At 38.5% G+C, this 12,376-nt stretch carries 16 protein-coding genes; 4 read left to right on the plus strand and 12 right to left on the minus strand.

Annotation, left to right across the window (positions count from 1 at the left end):
- Positions 1 to 7: 7 nt before the first annotated feature.
- Genes ACHWSC_RS08015 through ACHWSC_RS08050 form a run of 8 tightly spaced genes read right to left on the minus strand, consistent with a single transcriptional unit; the run spans position 8 to position 5,181 of the window.
- Positions 8 to 646 (minus strand): VWA domain-containing protein, encoded by a 639-nt coding sequence (locus tag ACHWSC_RS08015; protein WP_394676404.1) that lies wholly within the window; start codon positions 644 to 646, stop codon positions 8 to 10.
- 2 nt (positions 647 to 648) lie between these two features.
- Positions 649 to 1,287, minus strand: a complete 639-nt coding sequence (locus ACHWSC_RS08020) for a VWA domain-containing protein (RefSeq protein ID WP_394676405.1) — start codon at positions 1,285 to 1,287, stop codon at positions 649 to 651.
- Between the two features lie 2 nt (positions 1,288 to 1,289).
- Positions 1,290 to 1,901, minus strand: coding sequence for a TerD family protein (locus ACHWSC_RS08025; RefSeq protein ID WP_075991484.1), 612 nt, complete (start codon positions 1,899 to 1,901; stop codon positions 1,290 to 1,292).
- A gap of 3 nt (positions 1,902 to 1,904) precedes the next feature.
- Positions 1,905 to 2,459: a TerD family protein gene (locus ACHWSC_RS08030; RefSeq protein ID WP_121127215.1), complete on the minus strand. Its 555-nt coding sequence runs from the start codon at positions 2,457 to 2,459 to the stop codon at positions 1,905 to 1,907.
- A complete protein-coding gene (locus tag ACHWSC_RS08035) occupies positions 2,393 to 3,268 on the minus strand; it encodes a phosphoribosyltransferase family protein (protein WP_121127216.1) in 876 nt (291 codons plus the stop codon). The genes ACHWSC_RS08030 and ACHWSC_RS08035 overlap by 67 nt, the downstream gene beginning before the upstream one ends.
- 3 nt (positions 3,269 to 3,271) lie before the next feature.
- Entirely contained in the window at positions 3,272 to 3,934 is a 663-nt protein-coding gene (locus ACHWSC_RS08040) for an HAD family hydrolase (protein WP_394676406.1), read from the minus strand.
- Between the two features lie 9 nt (positions 3,935 to 3,943).
- Entirely contained in the window at positions 3,944 to 4,597 is a 654-nt protein-coding gene (locus tag ACHWSC_RS08045; RefSeq protein WP_121127218.1) for a stress protein, read from the minus strand.
- An 8-nt stretch (positions 4,598 to 4,605) separates the two neighbouring features.
- Complete coding sequence (locus tag ACHWSC_RS08050; RefSeq protein WP_394676407.1) at positions 4,606 to 5,181, minus strand: TerD family protein; 576 nt, start codon at positions 5,179 to 5,181, stop codon at positions 4,606 to 4,608.
- A gap of 405 nt (positions 5,182 to 5,586) precedes the next feature.
- Between ACHWSC_RS08050 and ACHWSC_RS08055 the strand changes: the two genes are divergently transcribed.
- Positions 5,587 to 6,075, plus strand: a complete 489-nt coding sequence (locus ACHWSC_RS08055) for a tol-pal system YbgF family protein (RefSeq protein WP_394676408.1) — start codon at positions 5,587 to 5,589, stop codon at positions 6,073 to 6,075.
- A gap of 238 nt (positions 6,076 to 6,313) precedes the next feature.
- Here ACHWSC_RS08055 and ACHWSC_RS08060 read toward each other — a convergent pair whose 3' ends face one another.
- The 3 genes from ACHWSC_RS08060 to ACHWSC_RS08070 all read right to left on the minus strand — a co-directional run bounded on the left by ACHWSC_RS08060 (position 6,314) and on the right by ACHWSC_RS08070 (position 8,945).
- Positions 6,314 to 6,979 carry a response regulator gene (locus ACHWSC_RS08060; RefSeq protein ID WP_394676409.1) on the minus strand — a complete coding sequence of 222 codons (666 nt, stop codon included), beginning with the start codon at positions 6,977 to 6,979 and terminating at the stop codon, positions 6,314 to 6,316.
- 13 nt (positions 6,980 to 6,992) lie between these two features.
- Complete coding sequence (locus ACHWSC_RS08065) at positions 6,993 to 8,681, minus strand: ATP-binding protein (RefSeq protein ID WP_394676410.1); 1,689 nt, start codon at positions 8,679 to 8,681, stop codon at positions 6,993 to 6,995.
- A gap of 99 nt (positions 8,682 to 8,780) precedes the next feature.
- Entirely contained in the window at positions 8,781 to 8,945 is a 165-nt protein-coding gene (locus tag ACHWSC_RS08070; RefSeq protein WP_394676411.1) for a hypothetical protein, read from the minus strand.
- Positions 8,946 to 8,974: 29 nt separating this feature from the next.
- On the opposite strand from ACHWSC_RS08070, the gene ACHWSC_RS08075 reads away from it, so the two are divergent.
- Entirely contained in the window at positions 8,975 to 9,124 is a 150-nt protein-coding gene (locus ACHWSC_RS08075) for a hypothetical protein (RefSeq protein WP_394676412.1), read from the plus strand.
- A gap of 215 nt (positions 9,125 to 9,339) precedes the next feature.
- A complete protein-coding gene (locus ACHWSC_RS08080) occupies positions 9,340 to 10,371 on the plus strand; it encodes a hypothetical protein (RefSeq protein WP_394676413.1) in 1,032 nt (343 codons plus the stop codon).
- A 109-nt stretch (positions 10,372 to 10,480) separates the two neighbouring features.
- On the opposite strand, the gene ACHWSC_RS08085 is transcribed toward ACHWSC_RS08080, so the two are convergent.
- Positions 10,481 to 10,927 (minus strand): nuclear transport factor 2 family protein, encoded by a 447-nt coding sequence (locus ACHWSC_RS08085; RefSeq protein WP_394676414.1) that lies wholly within the window; start codon positions 10,925 to 10,927, stop codon positions 10,481 to 10,483.
- Positions 10,928 to 11,105: 178 nt separating this feature from the next.
- On the opposite strand from ACHWSC_RS08085, the gene ACHWSC_RS08090 reads away from it, so the two are divergent.
- Positions 11,106 to 12,098, plus strand: coding sequence for an ADP-ribosylglycohydrolase family protein (locus ACHWSC_RS08090; protein ID WP_394676415.1), 993 nt, complete (start codon positions 11,106 to 11,108; stop codon positions 12,096 to 12,098).
- Positions 12,099 to 12,376 lie beyond the last annotated feature (278 nt).

The raw sequence follows: 12,376 nt of genomic DNA on the forward strand, positions 1-12,376 counted from the left end.
CAAAGTTTTAAATGATAATATTCAATTCGTTCGGTGGAGGTGGAAGTGTCAGAATTTCGCCAGTACCTTGAGATTTACTGCCCATTTCAATTGATGAACTCACCCATCGAAAGAAGGTTGTCAATGTATTACTATCGGTGGTATCCAATTTGACAACTTCATCCGTCAGCTCCTTTAAAAAAGAAACTTCGGCTTTAGGACCAGCTGCACAACCAACAATAATTCCAAAATCCATTGCTTTGATTTTGGGAATGCACATCCGATATTTCTGAATATCGGATGGCTTTCCATCGGTGAAAACAAAGAGCAAAGGCTTCCAGTCACCCTTTCGTCCGGTCGATCCCTTGACCAGTTCATTCTCAATCATTTTAAGCAGCATTTCGAGTGCCTCTCCTGTATGAGTTGGGCCACTTTCGGGGCAATGTATTTCTACTGGCTGAAAGCTTGCCAAGTCGGTCAAAGGAACTAGATTATGAACTTCACGATCAAAGGTAATGACACTGATATGCAAGGAATCCATCGCCTGTGGATCCGTACGGAGCATACTAATGAGCCCATTAAAGCCATTATTCAATGCTTGTATGGGCTCACCACGCATAGATCCTGAGGTGTCGAGCAGAAAGTAGGCTAATAATCGTCTGTTCATAACTAAGCTACTATAACTAACTCCGATGGCGGTGGTGGTAGCTGATCCAATCCAGTTACCTCTTTGCCTGATTCCTCAACTTTGGTCGACGTAGTGGATATGGAAGCCGTTACCCATTGAAAGAATTTTGAGATGCTTTCTGAATCTGCACTGTCAAGACGTACTACAGAATTAGTAATTTGTCCTAAAATAGCATCATCAGCCCCCTGTCCGGCTGCGCAACCGACAATCAACCCTTTATTAACAGCCTTTAGTTTGCTATACCCTTGCTGCCAATTATCCGTTGGGATACCGTCGGTCATAACGAAAATCAGTGGCTTCCAGTCACCTTTCTGTTCCAGTGTGGTCGTGGTTACCTCTGTTTCCAGTTTATCAGCAAGTAAGGCCAAGGCTGCTCCCAAGGAAGTCACACCAGAGGCTTTAATATCAACCATCTGGAAGGATGCCAAATCGGTCAAGGGTACAATCTGCCTAGCGTCAGAGTCAAAAGTGATAATACTGACAAAAGCGGTCTCGATTGCTTGAGGATTTTGACGTAGGGAATGCATCATCATCTGTACACCGTTTTTAACGGCTTCAATTGGTTCTCCGGTCATTGAGCCTGAAGTATCCAATAATAGATATACGGGAAGTCTTCTCATGACTATAAAAATTTTTGCTGAACGGTTTTAATAGTCTCTTCCAACTTACGGTCTTTAGTTGGTTCTCCAATGGCATTAAATTTCCATTCACCATTGCGTTTATAAAATACGCCCAATACCATGGAGACGTGCCCAGAAAAGCCCTCACCTTTAGCAATATTGTAGGTCGCAAATACTTCATTGACCCGGGAAGGTGTACCCTCATAAATCCGGATAGAGGCAAAAGGAATAGTCCCGAAATCATGTCCACGATAACTGTTGAGCACAAACGCGACATGAGTTACTTGACTATTAAGCTTAGAAAAATCAACCGTAATGATTTCATTATCCAAGCCATCATCGCCATCCATGTCTCCCGTCAAATCGTCGCCACTGTGACTAATGGCTCCATCTCTAGATCGTAAACTCCCGAAGTACACAACATCAACATTATTTTTAGCTTCATCGAAAAGAATACAACTGGCGTCTAGATCTACCGCTTCTTTCTCTGTTCCGCCGAGCCAATTTTTCCTTTCAATAGCTCCCCAGTTCACACCTACACAAACATTTTGCAATACTGTACCATTACCCTTTTGAAGGTTGATACGTTGCCCTTTTTGAAGATTAATTCCCATTTCTTAATTGTATTTCTTTAAATAATCTTCCAACCCACCTTTCATGCCCATACCCACAGCTTCAAATTTCCACTCACCATTCCGTTTATAAATACGGCCAAACTCGACAGCAGTCTCTATGGAGAAATCCTCTTCCAATTCGTATTTCAATAGTTCCTCATTGGAAACAGTGTCGAGAATACGCATAAAGGAATTGCGTACTTGTCCAAAGTTCTGACCTCGTGATATTGCATCGTGAATGGTAATGACGATGCATATTTCTGTCGCTGTATCTTCAATCTTCGCTAGATCTACGATGATTTGCTCGTCGTCTCCATCCCCATCTCCCGTAAGATTGTCACCAGTATGAACTACTGCCTCATTTGGAGATTTTAGGTTGTTGTAAAAAATAAAATGTTGATCTGAAAGAATCTTTTTGTCTTCTCCAAGAATAAATACCGAAGCGTCCAAGTCAAAAGCGCTTCCTGTGGAAGAACTATTGGTGTCCCACCCTAGGCCGATTGTAAATTTGGGTGCATTGATGTTCTCTCTTTGCCCTTTTTGTAAATTGATTGCCATGATTTATGTTGTTTTAGTTTTATAATATTCTGTTGGTAATGCACTATAGTATGGTAGTTATTGCTAATTGCTAGATCGAACAATTCACAGCTTTTTTCTACCGGGATTTGATTGACGACCTGGAAAAAATCTACTTCATTTAACAAGAGTAAATATTTAACCAAGCGTGTATTGAAGTGAAAACTACTACTGTTAATAATCCGTACAAGGTCGCCCGGTGATTTGACATCAAAGTAATTGTACTTATTCTCAATATTGGGATGGATAGACTGGTTGACGAGCTCAGCATAATAGACAAAGAAAAAAGTCCCCTGCACGTTATGATCTTTTAGTATTTTTTCAACTGTCAGTTCGTGGCTTCCAGTGATTTTGATATCATCTAAAAAAATACAGAACCTATCTGCTATAAAATCCCGATCCAAATGATAGGTATCGTTTGCAATAAGTTTCAAGCGTTGTTCAGAGTCCATATTTCCATAGTCCTCCACATAAGTCTGTTTGCGATGGATCTTACTTTCTTTGCATGCGGCCTTGCCATGCTGAAACAAAAATCTATTTAACTCCCGTTTGAAATAGGAACATAAAAAATTGGATGCTGTCGGAATGGAGTTATATGGGCTAGGCAGTAAAATAATCTCTTCTTGTTCGAGAATCAAATTCTTATGCTTTGCCAAAAAACCCATGCACAGTTCTTTTGCAAACTTCTCGGCATAAATCGTCTCTCCAAACTTAAAGCGACTGTATTCCATTTCTGAAAAAGGACATACATGCTGATGTTCAACATGATGTAAGCTATATCTGTACATCATAATTTATTGGATTAATATTGCGTTAAAACCATAATTGATAGCGCCATTATAATCTGCTTTTTGATTATCACCTATATGGACAATATCTTTTTTCTTGATCGTTCGCTGTTGTCTTATTTTTTGGAAAACAAGTTCAAAAGCTGTATTATTTGGCTTGCAAACCCCTATTTCATCTGAATAAAGTTGAAAAGAGAAGAAATCCGATAGCTCATAATATTCGAGTACCCGACGTAACACGGTACCGTCTAGAAATGCAGTATTGCTTAAAAGACTTAGGGTCTTCCCCTTGGAAACTATTGTTTCGAATACGCTTTTCTGATTATCATTCAGGAGAACAGGCTTATATTCCCAAAAAAGAATATCGACTTCCCTCGTGAATTCCGTCAAACGCTCTTTGAGATCTGTATCGAGATCAACTCCTAATTCACTTAAAATCAAACAATAGATAAACTCACGATCTATATGTTTTCCTGTTATCTCACTGATCTGATTACTCAAAATATCGTAATGCCGGACGACTTTATCTATATCCCCGATCTTTTTATCGACGCAAAAGAAATCCCGTAGCAACATATTTCTCTTTTGTTTGAAATGAGGATTTGATTTGATGAGTGTAAGCCATAGATCAAAAGAATAGTGTTCAAATAATGACGTATCAATAACCATAATGATTTCCTATTTTGATCCGGCCGTCCATTGCATTCCCCATCGGTAAGCCTTGTCACAGTCTCCATGCGAATTATGGAAAGTCACCAGCTTTCTGACAGTGATTGAATTTTGAGAAAAGAGTATTTCAGCAATCGCACAGAATTTGCTGTGACTGGATTGTGCTCCCATCTGTACTTCTATTTCCGCATTACCAGGGACCTTTACAGTGACAACACCATTTGTTTCTTGCCAACGTGCTGCCCCTTCGTAAATGAAACAGTAGATAACCATCCGTTTCAGGTCTTTGAGTCCAGCCGGATTTACAATGATATTTTCGCCGGAACCAGAGCTGCTCCCTCTATCATCACCAGTATGCCATATCCAGGGTTCAGCCACATAACGTCCTTGCCGGGTCAAACGATCCTTGGTCCCTCCCTTGCCACCGGAAAACTGAAGACCATCGATAACAGTTTTCTCTCCGTTATTCAACTCATAGAAACATCCCAGATCCAGGTCGATATCCTTACTGAATAAACTTCCAAATATTCCCTTTTTTGTTCCTTTTGACCAATTCAAATTGATATTGATCTCCTGTGTAATTGGATTACCTTTTTTTGATAAGTCAATAAAATGCGAGTCACCTTTCTTTTCAAGGGTGATTTTCTCTAGGTTAATAGCCATAATCTATATTATTTTATAATTTGTCCTTTATAATATTTTGACAGGAAGAAGGCTAGATCTTCTTTATAGCCCATACCAGAAGCTTCAAATTTCCAGCTATCATTGCGACGATAAAGACGCCCGAACTCAACGGCAGTTTCAAGAGAAAAATCTTCTCCTAATTCGTATTTCGCAACTTCTTGTCCATTGCTATCATCTACGATTCGTATGTAAGAATTTCTTACCTGTCCATAATTTTGCCTGCGGGCAGTAGCATCATGAATAGTAACGACAAAGGATATCTCTGTAATTCGGGAGTCTACTTTTGATAAATCAACTTGGATACTTTCATCATCTCCGTTGGCACTATTGCCACCGGTTGGATCATCACCTGTATGATGAAGTGCGCCATCAGGAGAATCTGTATTTCCATAAAAAATAAAAAAAGGTTCAGCTGGTATCTGTTTGAATTGATCAATCATAAATGCGGATGCATCTAAGTCAAAATCATTCCCTGTTCCTTCATTAGGATCCCAGCCCAATCCTATGGTAATTTTTGTAAGTCCAACTTCGATCCGTTGTCCTTTTTGTAGGTTAATAGCCATATTAATCTGCTAATAAATGTATCGTTAACTCCAGCAGTTAAGCATTGATTAAAACATTGCCAACTCGCTTAAAACAAAACTAGCTTGATTAAATCAGTCTTTTTTACGGGAAACCGTAGCTCATAAAAATTAAATCAGAATCTTAACATGATATTCAAAATATGACTTTACGTAAAAATAGTAAACTACATTTCAGCACTTTATACCTTATTTTTAATATCATTTTGTCTAATAGTTTTGTCAACAGAAGTACTTTAGATAAAACAATTACCCTATTTTCTCGAGATAAGCAGCGATACGATAAATACCGCTTTAAAACTTAACGTCATCGACATACTGAAAGAGGATTTTTTAAGAAATTTTGATACCTTTAGAAAAATAAAAACCAGCAATTTATTAATCTATATGAGTGCAAATGTTCCTATTGTAAGGTCAGTGTCCTGGCCAGCTGTTTTAATCCTTATTGTGTTCTGGATGGTCCTGGTGGTAGCTTCCTTATTCTTATTCCAACTTGAGGGCGTGGTGGTCGCCTCAGTTCTTTTTTTCATTTTAGTAACAGCATTGCAACAGCTCATTCCCAAGAGCCACAAAAAGGGAATGAAAGCAGTCAAACAAAATGATTTTAACGGTGCGATTGAATATTTTAAACAGAGTGTCAATTTCTTTACAAAAAAGGAATGGTTAGATAAATATCGGGCAGTTACCATGTTTAGTGCTTCAAAAATGAGCTATCGGGAAATGGCGCTCTGTAATATTGCATTCTGCTATGCGCAGACTGGGCAAGCCGAAAAAGCAAAGGCGTTCTACGAAGAAATTCTGGAAGAATATCCGGATAATGGAATCGCTTACTATGCACTAAACTCAATCAATACCTTTTCAAATCAGGCTGATTAAAAATAGTGCATTCGCCCCAGCCACTTTTAAGTTCAGCTTTTATAGATAATCATGAAACAAATAAAGGCTATCCTACGATAGCCTTTTCTCATCATCTTATTGGTTAAAATATGGCACTAAATATCTTGAATGCATCAGATATCGTTTTTAGCAAATAACCCTACCTCGCTATTTACCTTTCTTACAAAAGTAGCACGATATCCCCAAGAGTCTTTACGGAAAACCGTAATGGAAAAAGTTATATCAGCTCAGCATCTCTACAGTGTGCAATTAGCTGGGCATTGTTGGTAAAACCATAAGATTCTTTCATCAGATTAAGGCGCTTCTCGATTGTGCTCAGGCTGGAAGCTTTAGCACCTAACTGTTTGAGTATTTCAGGCATCTGATATTGTGGAATACCTTGATATAATAAATTAACGATCTGTAAGTCAAGCTGGGAGAATTCAAATGCATTTAGATCTTGGACAGCCTTCTTATTATCTGCAGATTGATATGTTCTACCTTGATACACCATCTGGAGGGCTTCCTTTAGATGCTCTCTTCCGCGGCGTGCCTTCAAAACATAACCATCAATTTGTTTTTCTTTGAACATTTCATGGACTACTGTCGTGATCTCTTGCACGGTCATTACAACAACTTTAATATCCTGCTGAATAGATTTAACTGCTTTAATCAGCGAAAGTCCATCCTGAATCTCCTGATCAGAACCATCATCCTTAAAATTAATGTCGGTAATAAGTAGGTCATATGGTTCTCCGGCACGGATAGCATTCTTGATCCAAGCGAGGGCATGATCACAATAATAAACATATTCGGGATCAACTACTCCCAAGTCACGCAGTGTTACTTGTACTGCAAAATTTTCTGTATCGTGGTCTTCGGCAATAAGTACTTTTTTAAACATACAACAATCATCTTTATATTAATGGGATATTGACAGTAATGCTGAGCCCTTCTCCCGGTTCACTGACAAAGATAATTCCGCCACCTAGACTTTCAATACGGGAAACCGTATTCGCCATACCTTTTCCCTGAGGTCTTTCTGCTGGTAGGCCAACACCATTATCTTTATAAAAAATTTTAAGCTGTTGGTCTGATTTTTCAATGCGCACGACGACCCGCTCGGCCCCACTATGCTTCTTCATATTGACCATCAGTTCCTGAAGTACATGTTTTATTTCTTCTTTAATGCGCTTACTGACATCAACCCATTGTTCGGCGTCAATTCCAACGATCGATATACGACGATCGCTAGTACCATAGGGTTTAAGCAATGTAGAAATTTGCTCATTATAAGGAACTTCAACGGTAGGCCGTTGCTCGACATTATGTGAGATGTCTCGCGATTGATTGTAAATAATTTCTAATTTATCAAGCAGCACTTCACGATCCAGATCATCTCGATATTCAACTTCCGTCATCACATGATAAATGTCGTTTGCCACCACATCATGTACCTTCTTTGAAAGATGAAGCTGCGTTTCTTTAACCTTGTTCTCGGCTTCGAGTTCAAGACGCTGCTTGCGTCGTTTGTACCAGAGGGTTCCCCCACCAACTGTCAACAGGAGTAAAAAGATACTTGCTCCAGTAATGGCACGTTGTCTGACCAGTCGGTTCTGCTTTTCGACATTTTCCTTTTCCAGCCGCAGGTTATCAGCTTTATTTTTTTCCACTTCGTAGCGGATTAGGGCAAACTGGTTTTTGGCGGCGGCGCGGGCTTGCTGGATGCTGTCGTTGAGCGCCAAATAGGTTGACAGATACCGTTGAGAATTGAAGGAATTAGTTTGAATTAGGCCTCTTAATGCATTCAACTGATCATCCGCACTTCCAATTACTTTTGCAACATCATATTGTTTGTTCAAATAATAGATCGATGAATCAGCACTTTTTTTTTCATAATATTGAGCTAGACTTGCGTAACTAGAATTTTGGCCCCATAGATCTTTTTTTCTGAGACGTATACTTAGCGCCTTCTGGTATAATTGTACTGGATTATAAGCAGCATCGGCCATCCAATTTGTCTTAGCCAAATTGTTTAAGAACTTAGCATATTCAGTGGTGCCACTTGCAACTTTGGATAGGATCGAATTTAACAGTGTAGTGGACTCCGTGTAGCGCTTTGCGTTTCGCAAACAAACTGCCAAGTTATTTTTATAAATTAAAGTAGCGTTTGAATCAATCGAAAATTTGATTGCTTGTTGATAATATGTAATAGCTTGATCATAATGCTTTAATTCATCCGTTGCGTTACCAATTGTATTATACAAATACCCTAATAACTTACTTTCATTCAAATCTTTAGGGTCTAAATATTTTACTGCTTCCAAAGAAGTTTCTTGCGCTCCAAAAAAATCTCCTACATCATATAGATTAATTCCCATATTAATTAGGCAACGAGCGACATTTAGGCTATCATTATTTAATAAATATTGCTCTTTTGCTTTCTCAAAATAAAAAAATGAACTATCTGATTTTCCCGTTTTAAGTGATGACATGGCCCATTCATAATATAAATTTTCAGGCTGTTTTAACGTATTTCCCTTTTTCTGGTTACAAGACATTAAAATACCAATTGGGAAAAATAGAAGGATAGGTAATTTATACACGGCCAAATTTTTAATCGAATTTATTGATTTTCGACCAAGATAACAACAGTTAAATTTTAACAAAAAAGGAGTAGGTGGCTTACCTACTCCTTAATTATGTTATGGGTTTGGCGGTCTTACATTACCTTTATCTCCACCATCTCCATCATCACCAGGATTTGGCGGCGGAGTATCTGCAGTCTGTACTGTTGGTGTTCCAGCGCTAGGTTGTGCATTAGACGGTTGACCGATTCCAAATAGAAAATATAATATTAAACTCCACATGATTCAAAAAATTTAAAAAGTTGAAAAAAATGAGTAGTTCCCGTGCACCATGCACGGGTTTGCTACAAATGTTTTCAGAAGGCCTTCTGAATTTTTTGGGAAGTAAGAGTGTCAATCGCGGGAGGCAGAAGCTGCTTCCCAAACCGGCTAAAGACTACCGCGAGATCTTCTCATTGTGAAATCAGATTAGTATCTTAGTTTATATTTTAATTGATTTACCACCTGACTTCGAGAACAAAGTTATAGCCGTTAAAACCCTTTTTATCAAATGATTCCGACAATACGGAAAAGACTGATAGAATTCTAAAAATTCGATAAATACCGATATATTGATAAGGTGTTGACTTACGGGATTCCGTAAATACTGATAGAAATAGAACCTAAATTTGTAGCCATGCCGACGTTTAACATATTTAAAGAAAGGGTTCTTTCCCTCTATGAGGAAAAGAAAAGCAAACAAGAAATGGATGAATTATTGGCCAGTCCCTCACCTGCAAACTTGAGAGATTACTGCTTAATTAGATTATCCGAAGGGTTACCAGAAACCGATATTCAGGTCTTACAAAAATTCTTTGATCCACTTAAAAAGGAGAAAAGTTTAGAAGATGCTATCTACAATTATAAAACAGGATGGTTAAGAGCTTTACAGAAGTTTATTTTACGGGAAACAGAAAACCCAGATGAGCTTCTTGTCAAATTATTAGCTGTACTTGTGGATTATCAACCGCGTCCATTTCGCCTTAATTATGATCATAAGCCCATACAAATTGAGAATGACCCACCTTTAGAAAAGAATGGTCCACCTGTTGAAGATGATGCTAAAAAGGGCCCCTCCACATCTATTAACGGAGAAGGTAATAGCCAAAACGAGTCTGTTATTTCGAAAGGAGATCATCAGAAAACCAATGTGGATATAGACCATGTTGACACAAGTAAGTTAATTAGTTCAGAAGGGGTTGATGAAAGCCAAAGAAATAAAAATGAATCAGACTCGCAGAAAAAACCATTTTTAAATAGACATACCTTAAGATTTACCGGAGCTACTTCTTTCATTATTGCTATTTTTATTACAATACATTTTTTGACTCCCAAAGATTGCATGTGCTGGGATGGCGAAAAATATATTCAGGTCGATTGCCAAGACAAAACACAAGCGTATCAGGTTATTGGATTAGATCAGGATAGACTAGAGCATTTTCGTAAAATCACACCGCCTGACATCTTAAGGGTGAAAGACATTGGGAATATCTGGTATTCAAAAATCGACAATGAAGTTGAGTTTTTTACAGGCCCGGGATATCACCCAGTCCGACTCAATAAATCTTTAAAAGCTGTGACAAAACATATTTGGGACACCTATGTAAGTAAAACGCCAGACAGCAATCAACATGTTCAATTTGGAATAATGCAGAAACAAAAGGAATAGGTTCCTTAGCTGCATAAAAAAAGCCACATCTCACGACGTGGCCTTAATAAACATATGATTCACTAGTGGTTTGTCTTTTTATGATTGGCAAACCACCAGTTATTGGATACTACTTATACGAATTGATCGATTTGGATACTTTCCAGTCATTGCCCACACGCTCCAAGGTAACTAAATCAGTCTTGGTGAAGTTTTCAAATTTCAAGGTTACTTTAGCGACCATGTAGTCTGCCGATTCCTCGATGATATCAGTGCTTACTGTACAGTTTAGCTTTTCGCCTTTTTGCTTTTTCAAGGATTTAACCACTTCGCTACGGCTGTTAGACTGCGCATTGGTAGCTTGGATCTTTTGATTGAAATCGGCGGCGAATAACTGCTCCACTCCTGCTGATTCGCCCTCTGTAGTTACCGCAACGTAGTGCTCTACAGCGAAATCTGCGGTGGAAAGGTTAACGTTTGCTTTTGTTGATTTTGCTCCAGGTCCTTCAGCTGCCATAGCGAATGTAGATACTGCGATTAAGGCTGCTGCTGCGAATGTTTTTACTAGCGTTTTCATAATGTCTTTATTTTATAGTGTTAGTTCTGTTGTTCTTATTTGTTGACTCAAAACTACAACACAATACGCTCCTAGCCTATCGGCTTTAGACTAACGATCGGGAAAACTCGGTGAATGGCGGAAATGGGGAGGTGAATATTTTTTATTATATTGATATGAATCAACGATCAAATTATTTATGAATATACAGTCTAATACAGCTGCTAATCAAGCGAAAAATAAAATGTATGGAGCATTGTTTGGCATTGCGGTTGGTGATGCATTTGGTGTACCTTTTGAATTCAGTTCGAAAGAAGAAATGCTAAAAAATCCAGCTACCGAAATGATCGGATTTGGCAGCCATAATCAACCTATGGGTACCTGGTCAGATGATACATCTTTAACCTTGTGTCTTGCAGACTCGCTGTTGGGTGGATATGATTTGGTAGATATCTCCAAGAAATTTATAGCTTGGAAGGAAGGTAAGCTGTGGACAGCAAGAGGAGAAGTCTTTGATATCGGTATCACCACGGCTAAATCGATCGGTGAGCTTAAAGATATTATCGGATCCGGGCAATTCGGAGAGCTACATTTGCTAAAATATCGGGCGAGAGAACAAGACAACGGCAATGGTTCGTTAATGAGAATATTACCCCTTTTATTTGAGATCAAAGGACTTAGTCCGTCGGAACAATTCGAGAAAATTTGGGAAATTTCCGCCCTAACGCATAAGCACATACGCGCTGCAATGGCATGTTTTATCTATCTTAAATTAGCCGAACTCATTTTGCTTGGTTTGGCCAAAGAGCAGGCTTATGCTGAAATGCGGAATCAAGTTTCAAAGTTCTGGGCGGACATCAATTTCCCTGAGTCAGAAATAATTCATTTTAATAGCACCATTTTGCATGACATCAGATCTAAGACACATAATCAATTAAGGTCCAGCGGTTATGTGATCGATAGTCTAGAATCAAGCCTATGGCTTTTTATGGAAAAAGACAACTATAAAGACACGGTATTATCTATTGTAAACCTTGGTGAAGATACAGACACCGGGGCTGCGATCGCGGGCGGATTAGCTGGTTTGTACTATGGGCTGGAAAGTATACCTGAAGATTGGCTTTTGAGCATCGCCCGCTATGATGATATCAAATTGCTAATAGAAAAAACAGCGAAGAGATATTTAAATTAGAAATTCGATAATAATGTCTAACGAGTAAGAGCTTATTTCAAAAATGTCAATTTAAAACATCGAAACATTTATTTTTAAAACTATTTTACATCGACAGCTGTTCTTATAATACAAAACGGCTACAAGCTACCTTTCGAAAGAAGGGTTCAACATAAAAATTGGCGTCGTACAGTGAAAATCCAATAGTCTTTAAAAACATTGGATGACGAAACAAAAAAGAGGAAACGATAGGAAACATAAAAATTACTGTACAAATAAACGCTAAGAGAAAGGGTCTG

The sequence above is a fragment of the uncultured Sphingobacterium sp. genome, assembly GCF_964277905.1.
GTDB classification, from domain to species: Bacteria; Bacteroidota; Bacteroidia; order Sphingobacteriales; family Sphingobacteriaceae; genus Sphingobacterium; species Sphingobacterium siyangense.